Source organism: Lewinellaceae bacterium (assembly GCA_020636135.1).
Classification (GTDB): domain Bacteria; phylum Bacteroidota; class Bacteroidia; order Chitinophagales; family Saprospiraceae; genus JAGQXC01.
In genome coordinates this window covers 244,865-262,500 of record JACJYK010000002.1, presented here as the reverse complement: position 1 = coordinate 262,500, position 17,636 = coordinate 244,865, and the positions used below count along the sequence as shown (strand labels likewise).

The 17,636-nt window shown below is 49.2% G+C and carries 14 protein-coding genes (1 of these 14 cut by a window edge); 8 read left to right on the top strand and 6 right to left on the bottom strand.

Going from position 1 to position 17,636, the window contains the following annotated elements; genetic code table 11:
- On the bottom strand, window positions 1-1,390 hold the 5' portion of the coding sequence (gene rpsA / locus H6570_16175) for a 30S ribosomal protein S1 (GenBank protein ID MCB9320823.1). Its footprint begins 605 nt before the window's first position; the window shows 1,390 of its 1,995 coding nt (coding positions 1-1,390); it begins with the start codon at window positions 1,388-1,390; the stop codon falls past the left edge of the window.
- 165 nt (window positions 1,391-1,555) lie between these two features.
- Between rpsA and H6570_16170 the strand changes: the two genes are divergently transcribed.
- Together H6570_16170 and H6570_16165 are read left to right on the top strand one after the other, a co-directional pair.
- Complete coding sequence (locus tag H6570_16170; protein ID MCB9320822.1) at window positions 1,556-3,229, top strand: glycosyltransferase family 39 protein; 1,674 nt, start codon at window positions 1,556-1,558, stop codon at window positions 3,227-3,229.
- Window positions 3,230-4,909 (top strand): AMP-binding protein, encoded by a 1,680-nt coding sequence (locus H6570_16165; GenBank protein MCB9320821.1) that lies wholly within the window; start codon window positions 3,230-3,232, stop codon window positions 4,907-4,909.
- A gap of 12 nt (window positions 4,910-4,921) precedes the next feature.
- Here the strand turns inward: H6570_16165 and H6570_16160 are convergent, their stop codons facing one another.
- The 4 genes from H6570_16160 to H6570_16145 all read right to left on the bottom strand — a co-directional run bounded on the left by H6570_16160 (window position 4,922) and on the right by H6570_16145 (window position 11,777).
- Window positions 4,922-6,847: a TlpA family protein disulfide reductase gene (locus H6570_16160; GenBank protein ID MCB9320820.1), complete on the bottom strand. Its 1,926-nt coding sequence runs from the start codon at window positions 6,845-6,847 to the stop codon at window positions 4,922-4,924.
- 62 nt (window positions 6,848-6,909) lie between these two features.
- The gene (gene mscL, locus H6570_16155; GenBank protein MCB9320819.1) at window positions 6,910-7,344 is read right to left on the bottom strand and encodes a large conductance mechanosensitive channel protein MscL; all 435 of its coding nucleotides are present in this window, start codon (window positions 7,342-7,344) and stop codon (window positions 6,910-6,912) included.
- A 146-nt stretch (window positions 7,345-7,490) separates the two neighbouring features.
- On the bottom strand, window positions 7,491-9,758 hold the full coding sequence (locus H6570_16150; protein MCB9320818.1) for an aconitate hydratase: 2,268 nt from the start codon (window positions 9,756-9,758) through the stop codon (window positions 7,491-7,493).
- A gap of 63 nt (window positions 9,759-9,821) precedes the next feature.
- A complete protein-coding gene (locus H6570_16145) occupies window positions 9,822-11,777 on the bottom strand; it encodes a CBS domain-containing protein (GenBank protein MCB9320817.1) in 1,956 nt (651 codons plus the stop codon).
- A gap of 84 nt (window positions 11,778-11,861) precedes the next feature.
- On the opposite strand from H6570_16145, the gene H6570_16140 reads away from it, so the two are divergent.
- The 4 genes from H6570_16140 (at window position 11,862) to H6570_16125 (ending at window position 15,331) form a co-directional block, all read left to right on the top strand.
- The gene (locus H6570_16140; protein ID MCB9320816.1) at window positions 11,862-12,377 is read left to right on the top strand and encodes a hypothetical protein; all 516 of its coding nucleotides are present in this window, start codon (window positions 11,862-11,864) and stop codon (window positions 12,375-12,377) included.
- Between the two features lie 458 nt (window positions 12,378-12,835).
- Complete coding sequence (gene dnaB / locus H6570_16135) at window positions 12,836-14,284, top strand: replicative DNA helicase (protein MCB9320815.1); 1,449 nt, start codon at window positions 12,836-12,838, stop codon at window positions 14,282-14,284.
- Window positions 14,265-15,077: an rRNA pseudouridine synthase gene (locus H6570_16130; protein MCB9320814.1), complete on the top strand. Its 813-nt coding sequence runs from the start codon at window positions 14,265-14,267 to the stop codon at window positions 15,075-15,077. Before dnaB ends, H6570_16130 begins: the two co-directional genes overlap by 20 nt.
- 35 nt (window positions 15,078-15,112) lie before the next feature.
- Window positions 15,113-15,331, top strand: a complete 219-nt coding sequence (locus tag H6570_16125) for a hypothetical protein (protein ID MCB9320813.1) — start codon at window positions 15,113-15,115, stop codon at window positions 15,329-15,331.
- Here the strand turns inward: H6570_16125 and H6570_16120 are convergent.
- Window positions 15,328-15,762 carry an Hsp20/alpha crystallin family protein gene (locus H6570_16120; protein MCB9320812.1) on the bottom strand — a complete coding sequence of 145 codons (435 nt, stop codon included), beginning with the start codon at window positions 15,760-15,762 and terminating at the stop codon, window positions 15,328-15,330. The two genes, H6570_16125 and H6570_16120, sit on opposite strands and share 4 nt — an antisense overlap.
- Window positions 15,763-16,012: 250 nt before the next feature.
- Here H6570_16120 and H6570_16115 point away from each other — a divergent pair, with 250 nt between their 5' ends.
- Both H6570_16115 and H6570_16110 read left to right on the top strand, forming a co-directional pair.
- Window positions 16,013-16,624, top strand: a complete 612-nt coding sequence (locus H6570_16115; GenBank protein ID MCB9320811.1) for a NifU family protein — start codon at window positions 16,013-16,015, stop codon at window positions 16,622-16,624.
- 167 nt (window positions 16,625-16,791) lie between these two features.
- On the top strand, window positions 16,792-17,583 hold the full coding sequence (locus tag H6570_16110; protein ID MCB9320810.1) for an inositol monophosphatase: 792 nt from the start codon (window positions 16,792-16,794) through the stop codon (window positions 17,581-17,583).
- The last annotated feature ends 53 nt before the right edge of the window (window positions 17,584-17,636 follow it).

Here is a 17,636-nt window from a genome sequence, read left to right as displayed (position 1 = left end):
CTTTGGTAAATTCCGACGGATGGGTGTAACGCTTGGTCCAGGACAGGTCGGAAATGTGAACCATACCGCCGATGCCCTCTTCCAGTTCTACAAAGACTCCGTAAGGTGTCAGGTTTTTCACCTCACCGGAATGACGTGACCCGATAGGATATTTGGTTTCCAGATCATCCCATGGATCATTGGTGAGTTGCTTCAAGCTCAGTGACATCTTGCGCTCATCGCGGTCGATCGTAACAATTTTTGCTTCAAATTCCTGACCCAGCTTAAAGAATTCACGTGCGTTGACCGGCTGATTGCTCCAGCTGACTTCGGATACGTGAATCAAACCTTCCACACCCGGGGTGATTTCAAGGAATGCTCCGTAATCCTCAATATTGACGATCTTGCCTTTAACCACAGCTCCCTCTTTGATGCTATCATCCAGGACATCCCAGGGATGCGGCTGGAGCTGCTTCAGGCCTAAGGAAATACGTTTCTTATTCTCGTCAAAGTCAAGTACAACGACATTAACTTTTTCATTGAGCTTCAATACTTCGGAAGGATGGTTGATCCGTCCCCAGCTGATGTCGGTAATGTACAACAGACCATCGACACCACCCAGGTCCATAAAGGCACCGAAGTCGGTAATGTTCTTGACAATACCTTCGAGCACCTGGCCTTTCTCCAGACCGGAGATAATGGCTTCACGCTGCTCGGCCAGATCGCTTTCGATCAATGCTTTGTGTGAAACCACAGCATTCTTGATCAGCTCGTTGATCTTAACCACTTTAAATTCCATGGTCTTGCCAACGTATGCATCGTAGTCGATGATCGGCTTGATGTCGATCTGCGATCCGGGCAGGAAGGTCTCCAATCCTCCGGCGTCCACGATCAGACCACCTTTGGTTTTGCTGACCACAGTACCGGTGATGATGGTACCATTATTATAGGAATCGACCAACCGCTCCCAGGCGCGCAACAATTTTGCCTTGCGACGGGATAAAATCAACTGGCCTCTTTCATCCTCTTTCTTCTCTACATATACTTCAATCGTGTCACCAACTTTGAGATCCGGTGTATCACGAAACTCTCCGAGGGATACCAGACCGTCGGATTTGTAATTGATGTCGAGAACGATATCACCGTTTAATACAGCAGATACCCTTCCGGCTACAATTTCATTTTCAGCAATCGAATTCAATGAATCGGTATAATCCGATTCGTATTTCTTGTATTCGTCTTCAGCGTATGATTTGATGTTGCGGTTACCGCGGCTCCAATCAAAATCATCATGTGGTGTAGTGCTTAGGTCTTCGGATTCCTCCATGATCTCCACCGCCTCAGGATCATAATTCTCCTTTTCTGACAGATCATCAAGTGCTTCCTGGTCCAGATTTTTGTCTTCGAGCATGTCGAAGGAAGTTTTTAAAGGTTAAGAAATATTTTTAGCGGGGCAAAGGTACAATTATTCTATAGACAACCGTATGCCTTCATATATATTTTTATTGACCATACATGATCGGCTGTTCCCGCGGCAAATGGTAACTTTGCCCTTCATTACCGGTTAAAACGAATTATGACCTCCATACTGACTAGCTTTCGAAATCAACCCCTGTGGTGGTGTTTTCTCCCGATTACCATCATCTGGTTCATGGGAATGCAATTGCCGGTTATGGAAATTGACGCCGCTCAATATGCCAGCATCGCTGCAGAAATGCATGACACACGGTCTTTCCTGCAGGTCTTTTTTGATGGCAGCGACTACCTGGATAAGCCACCGTTGCTCTTCTGGTTGTCGGCGTGGTCGTTTGACGTATTCGGCATCCACAACTGGTCCTACCGGCTGCCCTCGATGCTCAGCATGATCCTCGGGTTGTGGTCCGTCTACCATTTAACACTGCGATTGTACCGGGAGAAGCAGACAGCCGTGCTGGCGACCATCGTCTATGCCACCTTACAGTCGTCTTTTTTATTTATGCATGATATCCGCACAGATACCCTGCTTGCCAATCTCGTCGTGTTTACGATCTGGCAGGGCGTCGTCTACCTGGATGAAAAGAAATGGCTGTCCATGATCGGCTTCGCTTCCGGTGCCGGGCTGGCCATGCTGACCAAAGGGCCCATTGGCCTGATGGTACCAGCCATCGCACTCCTTGCGCATATCTGGTGGACACACCGCTGGAACATCTTCCTCAATCTCAAAACCTGGCTGATCCCGCTGATCCTGTTGCTTTGGCTGGCCCCAATGCTCTATGGCCTCTACCACCAGTTTGATCTGCACCCGGAAAAAACCGTATCGGGCCGCCAGGGTGTTTCGGGCATCTATTTTTATTTCTGGGAGCAAAGCTTTGGCCGGATTACCGGTGCCTCCTCCTGGCAGGACAATACCGGGCCTGACTATTTTTTTACCAATTCACTGTGGTCCCTGCTACCCTGGACACTCCTCTTCTGGATAACATTCATCCGGGAGCTTGTTTGTATGTTCCGTGTAAGAAGAGATCAAAACCGATTCCAGGAGGCTTTCCCTATCCTCGCCCTGGGTATTTTGATTCCGTTCACTGCATTTACATTCGCCCATTACAAATTACCGCATTATTTATTTGTGGTGGCTCCCCTCCAGGCCATCCTGATCGGAGCCTGGCTGAATGGTGAAAAAGGACGCAGTCCGTCACGCCTGATCATGATACTTCAAGCCCTGATCATCCTGGTGATGCTATCTGGTATCGGAGCTGTGGTATGGGTATTTCCCGCACTGTGGTGGAAATGGATCCTGCTCATCGCATTTGCTGCCGTAGTTGCCTATATACTACTAAGGCGTACCTCGGGAATTTCCCGCATCTGGAAATGGTCCATTGCTGCAATCATCACACTGAATTTCTGGCTGAACCTGCATTTCTATCCGGAATTGATGCAATACCAGCTTACCTCCCAGGCTATAGCATACATGAAGACCGAAAACATTCCTGTACAGTCCACTGCTTTCCTGGGGGTGTCCAGATTTGGTCTGCATTTCTTTGCCGGTCAAAAAGTGGCCTACACCGAACATTGGGATCCGGCATTGCTTCAATTTAAGTACGTACTGGCCACCGATAAAGGACTGCAGGAAATGGATCGCAACTCCATGCGTTATTCCATTCTCAATATCTTTAAAGGGTATCCGGTAAGCCGTCTCAACGCAAAATTTCTCAATCCAAAAACCCGGAACACCCAATATAATTTTGCATATTTAGTAGCCTTAAATCAAAAATAAATGGCCGAAGAAAGACCGTGGTTAAAAAATTATCCGGTAGGTGTTCCTGCCAACATCAATCCAGATCAGTATCCTGATTTATTGAGTTTACTGGCCGAAACCATGACCAAGTTCAAAGGAAAGGATGCTTTCATTTGCATGGGGAAAGCCCTCACATTTGAAAAACTGGATAAGGAGTCGAGGCACTTTGCTGCCTACCTGCATTCACGGGGACTTGAGCCAGGAGACAAAATTGCTTTGATGATGCCCAATTTGCTGCAATATCCGATTGCCTTATTTGGCGCGCTGCGTGCGGGGCTCATCGTCGTCAACACCAACCCGCTATACACACCGCGGGAAATGAAACACCAATTTGTCGATTCCGGGGCCAAAGCCATCCTGATCGTCGAAAATTTTGCACACCACCTGGAAGAGATCATCAGGGAGACCAATATCAAAATCGTACTGGTTACCAGCATTGGTGAATTACTGGGTGCTTTTAAAGGCGCGCTGGTCAACTTCGTCATCCGCCGTATCCGGAAAATGGTACCCAAGTACCAACTTGAAAATACTGTTACTTTTAAACAAGCACTCAAGCAGGGAAGGCAATTTTCCATCAAAGCCTTTCCATCCAGTCCGGAAGATGTCATCATGCTTCAATATACCGGTGGTACCACCGGTCTGGCCAAAGGAGCTATGCTTACCAATCGTAATCTGGTTTCCAATATGCTTCAGATCCGATCGGTCATGCTCCCCTTCCTGAAAGAAGGTGAAGAATCCGTATTATCTCCGCTCCCGATGTATCACATCTTTGCTTTTACAGTGAATTGCCTGGCATTATTCAGCATTGGTTCCCGGACCATCCTGATCACCAATGCCCGGGATTTCCCGTCCTTAATCAAAGAGTGGAAGAAATATCCCATCTCACTGATGACGGGTATCAATACCTTATTTAATGCCCTGATGCATCAGGAAGACTTTAAGACCATCGACTTCAGCACATTGAAAATTACCGTTGGTGGTGGGATGGCTGTCCAAAAAGCGGTGGCTGAACGCTGGAAAGAAGTGACCGGCTGCCAATTGTCCGAAGGATATGGCATGACGGAATCATCGCCGGTGGTCAGTGTCAATCCACTGGACGGAAGAGGACGCCTGGGCAGCATTGGTCTACCCGTACCGTCAACTGATGTCCGGATCGTTTCCGAAGACGGCATCATCCAGGGCACAGACCATCCCGGTGAAATCCAGGTCAAAGGACCTCAGGTCATGAAGGGGTATTACAACAAACCGGACGAAACCGCCAAGATCCTGAAGGATGACTGGCTCTCCACCGGTGATATCGGCATCATGGATGCGGATGGATTTTTCCGCATTGTGGATCGGAAAAAGGATATGATCCTCGTATCCGGATTTAACGTTTACCCCAATGAGATCGAAGACGTCATCTCTTCCTATCCAAAAGTACTCGAGGTGGCAGCCATCGGTGTTGACGATGAAAAATCCGGTGAAGTGGTAAAAGTATTTATCGTCCCCAAGGATAAAAGCCTGACCAAGGACGAAGTGATCGCGTTTTGCCGGGAAAACATGACCGGCTATAAGGTGCCCAAATACGTGGAATTCCGGAAAGAACTGCCAAAGACCAATGTGGGTAAGATCTTACGCCGTGCCCTGAAAGATGAAGAAAAGGCTAAGCCGGATTAATGCATCAAATGCTCAATCCGGTTTTTGCTCCTTCTTAAGGATTGTGATCAGATTGTTGATCTCTTCCACGATGAGCTCTGGATCGCTCATTATGCCCACCTCTTTATAACGGATCCTGCCCGTTCCGTCCAGGAAAAGCTTCGTAGGCAGACCATCAACATTATAATCGGAGGCCATTTTATTTCCGGGGTCAAGGCATACCCTGAACGAATAATTCTTCGCTTTCATGAGTTTTAAAACCGATGACGCAGGATCTGCTACACGTTCCATCGTATTGATAAAAAGAAACTTTACTGTATCGTCATTGGCATACTGGTCAACCACCTGCTGCATGGCCGGAAATGATGCCAGACAGGGTCCGCACCAGCTTGCCCAGAAATCCAGGATGACGATCTTTCCCTTTAAAGAAGCCAAGGAGACAGAATCACCATCCAGATCTCTAAGGGAGAAATCACTGGCCTCCATGTTGATTAAAGATGCCTCCAGTTTACTCATCTGGTTTTCACGATTCTCCTGGTCCAGACTGGCCAGGTATTCTTCAAAATCTGCTTCCGTTTTTTTCGGATAGGTATCCTGATAGACTGTCTTCAACAATGCCATGATCTTTTCAGTGGCCAGACTGCTGCGTACAAATTGTTCCAGGAACTGGATACTTGCTTCGCCTCCCACCGCTCTGGTATGGTAAAGTACATACCGCTCATTGACTTCCGGGTTACTGAAGCGATAGATCCGTTCTGCGATTTCACCATAGGTCAATACTTCCTCAGCATCTCCTGATTTGAACCGTATCATGGCATAAGTGTCGGCAGCAGCAGCGTAATCACCCCCTACAGCCTGCCGGTATTCCAATGGAGATTGGTTATTGGGACGGCCCGATGGATCATTCTGATCGAGGATACCCTGCAGGAGATCCAGGCTTAGCAATGAGTATTCTGCCGCCAGGTCCAGATCACGGGCTTCAACATCGATGCTTTCCCCTGCCAGTTCCCAGGCAATGGAATTAAGAAGATTAGCCTTTTTGCTCTTGTCCTGCAGCTCATTCAGGTAATGACTGACCCATTCCCGGTCGCCCTGTTCCTGAAATGCATTGATCAATTGGACTGCCAGGTCATCCAGATATGCCCGATCCTCAGGTGAACGGGAACGCTCTTTAAGGTTTTCAAAGGCTGTGGACTGGTCTTCCGGATCCTTGAGTTGCAGGGTTGCTCCGGCTAAGAAGGCAAAAACCAATCTACCCTCCGGAAATTTAGTGCGTATGATCGTTTCCAGTCGAATCTGGCTCGATACATCACCAATCATAATAGCCAGGGAACGGGCTGACATATAATCAGCCTCTTCCAAATCTTCATTTTCTTCAATCTCCCGAATCCGGGGGATGGCTTTTTCTCTGAGTAAAACCGTGTCGGTATTGCTTAATAAGAACGCATAATAAGGCCAGACTGCATTGCTGTTTACAGGATCTGATTGCAATGCTTTTTCTGATTCATGGAGAGCAGTATTGACATCTTCAGCAATTCCCAGATCGTATGCATATACCCCCACGGCAAAAGCAAGTGAAGTGTGGTAAGTGCTTACCAGGCTTTCCCCATCATAGAAACCGATAAAGTACCCATAATTATGAGCATTGTCAGTATCACCGCTTTCAGGACTCTGGATTAAAATGCTTACCAGGCTGGTTTGCTTCGTGGTTGGCAGAGTGGCGTGCCAGCCATCCTGATCTTCCTGAAATGCCAGATCGAGTTTTTCCATCGCTGTGCCCTCGAAACGAAAAGCAAATCCACCAATTTTCTGGCCTTCTAACGGGCCTCCTTCTGGTCGATAGTTTAAAGTCAGGTTTGTACCGGGCTCACGCTCAGGTGGATCAACGGTAAACTCCTGACCCGACAGCACCACGAAATAGCCGAAAAAACAACAAAAGAATAAGATTCGTGTAATCATAGAACTGGCATCACAAGCTGTTCAGGTTGGCTGGCCGCCTGGATTGTTAATTATCAGCGGGACTAACTCTTTTTCAAAGCGTCCCGGATGTCGGTCAGCAGATCCTCCACTGTAGGTCCCGGAGGTGGAGCGGGGGCAGCTACTTCTTCCTTCTTCTTCATCTTGTTCAAACCTTTGACCACGAAGAACAAGGCCCAGGCCACCAACAGGAACGAAATGATTGCGTTGATGAATTTACCGTAAGCTAAAACAGCGCCGCCTGCTTCGCGTACCGCATCTGCTGAAGCCATGTTAACATCAGTCATGTTAGCCGGCTCCTTCAGAACCATAAACAGGTTCGAAAAGTCAGGAGATCCAAAAATGCCTGAAACGATCGGCATCAGGATGTCATTGGTTAATGAGGTTACGACGGTGCCAAAGGCAGCACCCAGAATAAAGCCAATGGCTAAATCCATCATGTTGCCCTTGAGAGCAAACTCCTTAAATTCTTTAAGCATAGTTCAACGTTTTGAGTTTAGGTATAATGAGCCATTAAATTACAAATTCCATCATATATCCCTAAAATAAAAAGGAGCCCCGCAAGGCTCCTTTGCTGCCGTAATGGCATATCGTATGCTAATCACGAACAAAACCAAGGATGAAATTACACGCCTAAGTCTTTCCGGATTTTATTGAGCGCCGAACCTGCTTTCACCCAGGCTATCTGCGCTTTATTATAGGTTTGTTCGACTTCGAAGCGATCTTCCGAACCATCCGCATGATGCAAGACCACGGTCAGGTTCTTTCCGGGTTCAAACTGGTCAAAGCCCAGAATATCGATCAGGTCATCCTGACGTACTTTTTCGTAATCATCGGGATTAACGAAAGTCAGAGCGAGCATACCCTGTTTTTTCAGGTTGGTCTGGTGGATACGGGCAAATGATTTGACGATCACGGCCTTAACACCCAGGAACCGTGGCTCCATGGCGGCATGTTCCCGGCTACTGCCTTCTCCGTAATTTTCTTCACCGAATACTACGGTGCTGATGCCCTTCCCTTTATAGTGTCTTCCAGAATCGGGTACACTCATATATGTATTGGTATCGACATTCAGCACTTTATTGGCCTCATCGTTGAAATAGTTGATCGCTCCGATGAAGCAGTTGTTGGATATGTTTTCCAGGTGTCCGCGGTATTTCAGCCAGGGGCCGGCCATCGAGATGTGATCGGTGGTACATTTACCTTTGGCCTTGATCAAAATACGCATGCCCTTCAACTGATCCTGCGTGATTGGTGTAAATGGGGTCAGGAGTTGCAGACGATCCGATTTAGGATCAACTTTGACGTCTATTTTTCCGCCATCTGAGGCAGGAGCTTCAAATCCGGCATCCTCAACATCAAATCCCTTCGGAGGTAGTTCAACCCCGCTCGGCGGATCCAGTTTTACGGCCTTGCCTTCTTCATTGATCAGCGTATCCGTCAAAGGGTTGAAGGTAAGATCACCGGCAATAGCCAGTGCGGTTACCAGCTCAGGAGAAGCGACAAACGCCCGCGTTTGCGGATTGCCGTCGTTCCGTTTGGAAAAATTCCGGTTAAAGGAGGTGATGATCGAATTGGCCCGGGTGGGGTCGTCGGTATGGCGCGCCCACTGACCGATACAGGGTCCGCAGGCGTTAGCCAGGACCACACCGCCTATCTTTTCAAAAGCATCAAGCTGACCGTCACGTTCGACGGTGTAGCGGATTTGCTCCGATCCCGGCGTGACTGTAAATTCCGCCTTTACTTTTAACTTTTTATCCACCGCCTGACGCGCCAGGGAAGCTGCCCGGTCCAGGTCCTCGTACGATGAATTGGTGCAGGAACCGATGAGGCCCACCTCGAGTTTTTGGGGATAGTTATTTTCTTTTACGGCAGCCGCAAACTTGGAAATCGGCCAGGCCAGGTCCGGTGTATAAGGACCATTGACATGCGGCTCCAGCGTGCTCAGGTCTATTTCGATGACCTGATCGAAATAGCTCGCTGGGTTGGCATAACATTCGGCATCACCAGTCAGGTGTTCGGCGATCGCAGTGGCCATATCCGCTATTGCTGCTCTTCCGGTAGCCCGCAGGTAACGGTCCATAGCCGGATCGTAGCCAAACGTAGATGTAGTAGCACCAATTTCCGCTCCCATATTACAGATGGTGCCCTTACCGGTACAGGACAGCGAACGGGCCCCTTCACCAAAATATTCGACGATGGCACCGGTACCGCCCTTTACAGTCAGGATGCCAGCTACTTTCAGGATAACATCTTTTGCCGAAGTCCAGCCATTCAGTGAACCTTTCAGATGGACACCGATCAGTTTCGGCATCTTCAATTCCCAACCCATTCCGGCCATAACATCGACGGCATCCGCACCACCAACCCCGATGGCGACCATTCCCAGCCCGCCGGCGTTGGGGGTATGAGAATCGGTCCCGATCATCATGCCACCCGGGAATGCATAGTTTTCTAAAACGATTTGATGAATGATCCCGGCTCCGGGCTTCCAAAAGCCGATGCCGTATTTATTGGATACAGAGGAGAGGAAATCATAGACTTCCGAATTGATATTCAAGGCGGTCTTCAGGTCGGCGGTAGCGCCCACTTCTGCCTGGATCAGGTGATCGCAATGCACCGTAGTCGGAACTGCGGTTTTATCCCTTCCGCACATCATAAATTGCAAGAGGGCCATCTGTGCTGTCGCATCCTGCATCGCCACCCGGTCCGGAGCAAAAAACACATAATCCTTTCCCCTTCCGAAATCAGCCAGCGGGGAGTCTTCGTGCAGGTGCGAGAACAATATTTTTTCAGTCAGGGTCATAGGCCGGTTCAGGGTTTTTCGTGCGGCAGCTATCCGTCCCGGCAGCGCATCATAATAAGCGCGAATCATATCAATATCAAATGGCATCATATCCACATTGCATTTAAATGGTGTACGAAATCAAAGGCTACAAAAGTACGCAAATAATGATTATTCCTCGGAGCTGGTACGGGCTTCACCGGAAATAGCAGAAAGACGTTCCAACAACCGGGTTGACATACGCAGAAAATCCATTTCGGTGATGATGCCGACCAGCTCATCATGGATAGTAACAGGCAGACAACCGATTCGGTTTTCTTTCATGATCTGCATGGCATCCATTGCTTTGGCATCCGGTGATACCGTGATGGGTTCTTTGATCATAATGTCCTCAACAGTACTTAAAGTGTTGGCCATTGGATTGGATAGCTGGGTATAAAACCGCAGAAGCAATCGGGAGGTTACCAAGCCCACGAGTCTTCCTTTTTCGTCTTCCACCGGCATGTAGCGCACTTTCCGCCAATCCATCATCTCGGCTACCAGCCGGATGAGGTCGTCTTTTTGCACCGTAAAGAGGTCGGTGGTCATGATTTCGGAAACTTTCAGATTCACCGGCTGGTAATCTTTCAGGTCTTTGAGGTCCGCCAGAGGCCACTCGTGAACCGGCCCACCCTGGCTGAGGTGTTCTTTCATAGCATTGGTCAATACGGTTAAAGCTTCATCCTTGCTGGTTTCCTTGATCAGTTTGGTGAACGATCGCAAAGCCCACCGGGCGCCGTTCATATGACTTTTAGCCCGCTCCCGGATGATGCCCAGGAACAGGTCAATGTCTCCCTGATCCACATTGTGCAACTTCAAGCCTTCTTCTGCTACAGGCAAAATCTCCTGCAGGATCAGGTCGGTAGCGGCGATCTTGTTATCTCCGAACCAATTGAATTTGGTGTCGATCCCAAACTTGGCCGCCTTTTCAAAGTTATCGCGGGTGTCTTCAAAGGTCAACAGTTGACGCACATCCAGAATGTGTTCGCCATAACCACACATGGCTCCCAGCCACAAAGCCATATTGGCTACTTCATCCATGACAGTGGGACCGGATGGGAACACGCGATTTTCGATCCGCAGGTGGGGCTTTCCATTATCACTGATTCCGTAACAGGGCCGGTTCCACCGGTAGACCGTCGAATTATGCACCTGCAGGGCTTTCAGTTTCGGGATCTTCCCATCCTGTAACACGGCCAGTGCATCCTCCTCGATATCGGAGCCAAGCAACACACGGAAGCGGGCGATGTCCTCCTGGTAGATGTCCAGAATGGAATTATTCAGCCAGCTGTTGCCAAAGTGTACCCGGGCACTGCGTTCGCGCAGGTGCAGATGGGACGACCGCGTATCCAGCGCCTGCTGAAACATGGCGATCCGCGATTCATGCCAGAGTCGCTTGCCAAATACGATGGGTGAATTTGCCGCGATGGCCAATACCGGGCCGGCGAGAGCCTGAGAAAGGTTATACATTTTGACGAACTCATGAGCGCTGACCTGCAGGTGAACCTGAAAACTGGTATTGCAGGCCTCGATAAGCGGCGAGTCGTGTTTAAGCAGCAACTCATCAATCCCTTCCAGGCGGACCTGGTAGTCGGAGGCCATGAGTTGTTTATTGATGGCATTGATCAGTGCATAATACCTGGGCTTGGGTGTCAGGTTGCTCATGTCCAGGTCAAACTTTCGCAGGGTGGGCAGGATACCGGTCAGGATGATGGAGGCCCGGTGTTTGGCCAGTTCCTGCTGGATGATTTCCAGACGCTCCTGGCCTTCGGTACGCATTTCGGAGAGGCATTTCCCTTCGAGTTTACGGGGATCGAGGTTGATTTCCAGGTTGAATTTGGCCAGCTCGGTACTCATCCACGGGTAATGCTCGAGGGCTGCCAGGACTTCCATGGCTACAGGTGCCGGCTTTAACGTCCGGTTATCGATCAATACCATTTCCTGTTCTGCGCCTATGCGGGTGATGTCATTTTCAAACAGATCGTTTTCCAGCATGTAGGACAATGCCTTTACATCGTTAAGCAGTGCTTGCATAAACAACCGCATTTTGGTTTCGTCCCGGATCAGGTCTACCTTCTGTTCACCCATAGTTGTGCGTTGATGTATCGATCAATTTACTGGTAAATTAAAATTTTTTTACAATTTTCCTGTTTAGGTAAGAAAGACGAACCGATGCCGCGATGGGTTTGGATATGGATAGTACTGATCGGGATAGGAGGATGCCATAAGGATGATGGCCCCAAAGCCGTATTTACGGTCGAGAGCACATCTTCCTTCACCATTCCAGCTGGGTTAAATACCGTGGAAACACACTATTTTGTGGTAAACAATATTCCCAGCACCCTCGAGGCACAACTCAAATCTCATAATCTGACGCTGGAGGACCTGGAGAAGATCAATCCTCTCCAATGCCGGCTGCTGGCGTTGGATGGAACGCCTACCTACCAGTTCATCCAGGATATTTCCGTAATGATCTACACCAAGAAAAACCCGGTCAAACGGGAGATTGCATTTATGGAACCTGTTCCCCTGAATACGGGCAGTACGCTGCAGCTCTTTCCTACCCTGATCGATGTCAAGGATTATCTGACCAGCTCGGTCTATTCAGTAGAGATCCGGCTACGGCTGCGGGGCTTTCCCAGCAGAACCATCGACACCCGGCTTGACCTGGCATTTGAGGCACGTTAGGTGCCGGATTCGGCTGCGTGTGATCTCCTTAACCTTCTAACACATTACACAAAAAAACATATAAACATTTTTATAATGAATTGTCGCCCTTATATATTATTATGTTTTTGAATATAAAACTCCATTCATATAAATCATTTAGCCTGCTTATTCCGGTGAAGGTTGGTTTATGCGCACTTATTCACAGGTTATCCACACTTTATTCACATCAATTCACACTTTTTTAACGCGCTCAAAACTAATTCTCCACATTTTGTGGTTTCTGTCTTAGGACAGTTGGCAAAAATTCTTCATATTTCCTTGCTAGCTTTGCCTTGTTGAAACAAATCAGCTACCCCCTCGTATTTGTCAATTACTGAAATCCGGTAACCGGACCTATGGCTGAGATGTTGGAACCTAGCAACCAAGTAAAATCGCTGAACAACCCCCGATTCAGTTCGCTTCGCAAAGAAGGCGATATGAGCAGTCTGGTGTACGGCCGGGTTCAACCCCAGGCGGTGGACCTTGAAGAGGCTGTCCTAGGGGCTATTATGACCAATAAGGATGCACTGGCCATCGTGCTGGATATTCTGCGTCCGGAGAGTTATTACCTCCCCGGGCACCAGGCCATCTACCGCTCGATGCTGCATCTTTTTGAACGGTCCTTACCCATCGACCTGCTGACGGTCCATGATGCGTTAAAGAAATCCGGCGAGCTGGACAAAATCGGCGGTCCTCAGTATCTGGTTGAATTGACCAACCGGGTGGCGAGCGCTGCCAACATCGAATACCACGCGCGGCTCATCTCCCAAAAACACATCCAGCGGGAACTGATCCGGGTCAGCACGTCCATCATCAACGACTCTTTTGAGGACACCACTGACGTATTCCAGCTGCTTGACGATGCCGAGCGCCATCTGTTTGACATCACCGATAAGAACCTGAACCGCGCCTACGAAAGCCTGGGTTCCCTGGCAATCAAAGCCCAGAAACAACTGGAGACGATCACTGCCAAGGAAGACGGTCTGACGGGTATTGGCAGCGGATTTCACGATCTGGACAAGATGACTGCCGGCTGGCAGCGCTCGGATCTGATCATCGTGGCTGCCCGGCCGGGTATGGGAAAGACTTCGTTTACCCTGGCGCTGGCCCGGAATGCCGCTATCGAACACGGTCATGCCGTAGCTTTCTTTTCTTTGGAAATGTCCAATCTTCAGCTGACCCAGCGTCTGATATCCATGGAAGCAGAGATCCCCAGTGGTAAGCTCCGTAATGGGAACATGGAAGAATACGAATGGCAGCAGCTGCATGCGACCATTGAAAAATTCAGCGAAGTACCCATCTACATCGACGACACCCCTGCCATCAATATTTTCGAACTCCGGGCCAAGTGCCGCCGACTCAAGATGCAGCACAACATCGACCTGATCATCATCGACTACCTGCAGCTGATGACCGGTGGCGGCGAACGTAAGGGAGGAAACCGGGAGCAGGAGATCTCGCAGATATCACGGTCCCTGAAAGCCCTGGCCAAGGAACTCAGCGTTCCCGTCATCGCCCTGTCCCAGTTGAGCCGGGCAGTTGAAACGCGGGGTGGCAACAAGCGGCCGCAGCTGTCCGACCTTCGGGAATCCGGGGCTATCGAACAGGATGCTGACATCGTTACCTTCATTTATCGTCCGGATTATTACGAACTGGAAGATGACCTGGGAGCGCCAAAAGGCATCAGTGAGATTATTCTCGCCAAACACCGGAACGGCGCAGTAGGTACCGTCCAGTTGAAATTCATCAACCATTTTGCGAAATTCACCAACCTGGATGAGCTGGATATGAATCCATTCGGTGGACCTCCGGATATCAATAATCCATTTAACAACATGATTACCCGTCCATCCCGGATGAATGACGATGAAGAAATTCCCTTCTAAACCAAACAAACCGACCGATGGCAAGGCGCCCGCTCCGAAGCCGGCATCCAAAGCCGACTCACCTGCCGATAGTGACCAGGATGACATGCGTCTTAATAAATACCTGGCCCTGAGTGGTGTTGGTTCAAGAAGGAAGTGCGCCGAATACATCCAGGAAGGTCTGGTCAAGGTCAATGGCAATGTGGTAACAGATATCGGCCACCGGGTTCAGAAATCCGATAAGGTCCAGTACCGCGGCAAGCCTGTCAAGCCGGTCACCCGCATGGTCTATTACCTGATGAATAAACCCAAGGACACCATCACCACGGCTTCTGATGAGAAAGGCCGTAAAACGGTGATGGACCTGATCAAGAACAAGGTGAAAGAGCGGGTCTATCCCGTAGGCCGTCTGGACCGCAATACCACCGGCCTCCTGATCTTAACCAATGATGGCGATCTGGCACTGAAGCTTTCTCATCCACGCCACCGGGTTAAGAAAATCTATCACGTCGTTCTCGACCGGACTTTAAGGAAACCGGATCTTGAAAAAATCCTTGCAGGCGTGCAGCTCGAAGACGGGATGGCTGAAGTCGATGGCATCGACTACGTCGAAAACCAACCCAAAAATGAAGTAGGCATCACCATCCATATTGGCAAAAACCGCATTGTCCGGCGCATCTTTGAATCACTGGGCTATCAGGTTGAAAAACTGGACCGTGTCTACTATGCCGGCTTAACCAAGAAGGATCTTCCCCGCGGTTTTGTCCGTCCCCTCACCAAACAGGAGGTGATCATGCTGAAGCATTTTACTTAAAAGGTTAAAGAGGTAGCAGAGGTTACAGAGGTAGCATGGAGCATGGAGCATGGAGCATGGAGCATGGGGCATGGAGCATGGAGCATGGAGCATGGAGCATGGGGCATGGAGCATGGAGCATGGAGCATGGGGCATGGAGCATGGAGCAAGGGGCATGGAGCATGGAGCATGGAGCATGGGGCATGGAGGTTGATTCCAACAAAAAAGCCCCCGGGAGTCCCGGAGGCTATTTTATTCAGGTATGTTCTGCTTAGCCGATGGCGATGGTGCGTTTTTCAGGCTTTACTTCTTCTTTTTTCGGTATCTCCACCACCAGGATACCATTTTCATAGGTTGCGGTGATGTGTTCAGCATCGACATTCTCCGGCAGGTGGAAGCTGCGTTCAAAGGTGCTGGCATAAAATTCGCGGCGGCGGTAATCCTGATTTTCTTCTTTGTTCTGGTCTTCCCTGCTGGCCTTGATGGTCAGACGGGACTCATCCAGACCGATTTCGAAGTTTTCTTTTTGATAACCCGGGGCTGCCAGTTCAAGCTGGAATGCCTGGTCGGTTTCTTTGACATTGACTGCCGGTTTGAAACCATTGTTTTGTTTGAACCATTCATTCAGGTCGCGGCCCAAGAACTCGTCGACCAGACCTTGAAATGCTTTACCGGGTACGAAGGGATTATATCTTACAATAGTCATGATAATTGGAATTTAATTGTGATCAATTTGTATTACACCCTTCCATTTACAAAGGGTGTTCCAGCCCATTTTTCAGGACATTCTGGCAACACACGATTGTAAATGCCCTGTCATTTTGGCGCTCTATGTTAAATTTACGTGCCATAATGTCATATTGTTAATAGCGGGCAGCCCGGGCAGAACGGATTACCAAGCCGCCGAAACCATTTGAGTGTATTTCTGTTATTTTGTGTACAAATTGACTGACGCAATGGAAACCAAAGTAAAAAGCCCCATTCTGATCTATACCGAACAAACCCCTAATCCGGAATCACTGAAATTTGTGACCAACCGGATGCTTTACAAGGGTACGGCTGACTTCCGTGAATACGAACTGGCGGAAAAATGGTCTCCTTTGGCTAAATCGTTGTTTGGTTTCCCCTTTGTGAAAGGCGTTTACATCTCCAACAACTTCGTCACGGTCACCAAAGAATACAGTTTTGCCTGGGAAGACATCATGCTGAAGCTGAAAGAATACATCAAAGACTGGGTGGACCAGAACAAGGAGATGGTCAGCGATGGCTTTGCTGAAGCGATGGAAGCAGTGGAACGCGAACGTGGAGCAGCATATACCTACAGTGAAGACGACGCAGCAGTCGTTCAAAAAATCCGTGACCTGATCGAAACCTACGTCAAACCGGGCGTTGAAATGGATGGCGGGAACATCGAATTCACCAAATTTGATGCCGGCACCGTATACGTTATGTTGCAGGGTTCCTGCAGCGGCTGCCCTGCTTCTACAGTTACCTTGAAGGCCGGTATCGAAGCCATGCTGAAACGCATGATCCCTGAGGTGAAGGAAGTCGTCGCTGAAATGGAGTGATGAACACAGCCCTGGTCTTTCGTGTATCAGTTCTGTCGTTTACCTCATACCCCATACCCCATACCTGATACCCCATACCTCATACCTCATACCCCATACCCCATACCTAACACCCAATATTTACTTCCTCGCTACCATATTCAGCCCAATAGCCTTATTTTTCCGGTATGGACTTACAACAGATTACCAGCCGGGTAGCCGCCATCGTGGAAGATACAGGTGTATTCATCCGGACGGAAGCATCGCAATTCACCGCCAAAGATGTAGAGACCAAATCGATGAACAGCCTGGTCACCTACGTCGATAAGCAGGCAGAGACTCAGTTGATCGAACGGCTCAGCCAGGTACTCCCCGAAGCAGGTTTTTATACCGAAGAAGAAATCACCGCACGGGAATCCCGGGAATGGACCTGGATCATCGACCCGCTGGACGGAACGACGAATTTCATCCACGGCATTCCCTTTTACAGCATCAGTGTGGGATTGCAGCACGAGAACGATTACGTCATGGGTGTGGTCCTGGAGATCAGCCGCCGTGAATTATTTACCGCCTGGTCCGGTGGGGGCGCTTACCTCAACGGAAAGCCTATCTCTGTAAGCAAAACAAACAAACTGGCCGATGCGCTGGTCGCCACTGGCTTTCCTTATCACGAATTCACCCAGCTGGAGACCTACCTGGAGACCATGGCTTACTTCATGAAAAACACCCGGGGACTCCGCCGGATAGGTTCAGCCGCCCTGGACCTGGCTTATGTCGCCGCTGGCCGCTTTGACGCCTTTTTCGAGTTCAGCCTTAATCCGTGGGATGTAGCCGCAGGTATCGTGCTGGTCCGTGAAGCCGGAGGCACCGTACAGGACTTTCATGACACCCGGGAGTTTCTCTCCGGTAAGGAGGTACTGGCAACCAATGCCTTTTTAGCCCTTCGGATGGCAAATATTTTGAAACAGAATTTTGAATAGCACCTATATCGGTATAATTTCATTTTTAAGACATTTCCAGTAATTTCCGATTC

Coding starts and splice junctions, on each gene's coding strand:
- H6570_16170 (MCB9320822.1), top strand. CDS start 1,556: ATGACCTCCATACTGACTAGCTTTCGAAATCAACCCCTGTGGTGGTGT.
- H6570_16165 (MCB9320821.1), top strand. CDS start 3,230: ATGGCCGAAGAAAGACCGTGGTTAAAAAATTATCCGGTAGGTGTTCCT.
- H6570_16160 (MCB9320820.1), bottom strand. CDS start 6,847: ATGATTACACGAATCTTATTCTTTTGTTGTTTTTTCGGCTATTTCGTG.
- mscL (MCB9320819.1), bottom strand. CDS start 7,344: ATGCTTAAAGAATTTAAGGAGTTTGCTCTCAAGGGCAACATGATGGAT.
- H6570_16150 (MCB9320818.1), bottom strand. CDS start 9,758: ATGCCATTTGATATTGATATGATTCGCGCTTATTATGATGCGCTGCCG.
- H6570_16145 (MCB9320817.1), bottom strand. CDS start 11,777: ATGGGTGAACAGAAGGTAGACCTGATCCGGGACGAAACCAAAATGCGG.
- H6570_16140 (MCB9320816.1), top strand. CDS start 11,862: ATGCCGCGATGGGTTTGGATATGGATAGTACTGATCGGGATAGGAGGA.
- dnaB (MCB9320815.1), top strand. CDS start 12,836: ATGAGCAGTCTGGTGTACGGCCGGGTTCAACCCCAGGCGGTGGACCTT.
- H6570_16130 (MCB9320814.1), top strand. CDS start 14,265: ATGAAGAAATTCCCTTCTAAACCAAACAAACCGACCGATGGCAAGGCG.
- H6570_16125 (MCB9320813.1), top strand. CDS start 15,113: ATGGAGCATGGAGCATGGAGCATGGAGCATGGGGCATGGAGCATGGAG.
- H6570_16120 (MCB9320812.1), bottom strand. CDS start 15,762: ATGACTATTGTAAGATATAATCCCTTCGTACCCGGTAAAGCATTTCAA.
- H6570_16115 (MCB9320811.1), top strand. CDS start 16,013: ATGGAAACCAAAGTAAAAAGCCCCATTCTGATCTATACCGAACAAACC.
- H6570_16110 (MCB9320810.1), top strand. CDS start 16,792: ATGGACTTACAACAGATTACCAGCCGGGTAGCCGCCATCGTGGAAGAT.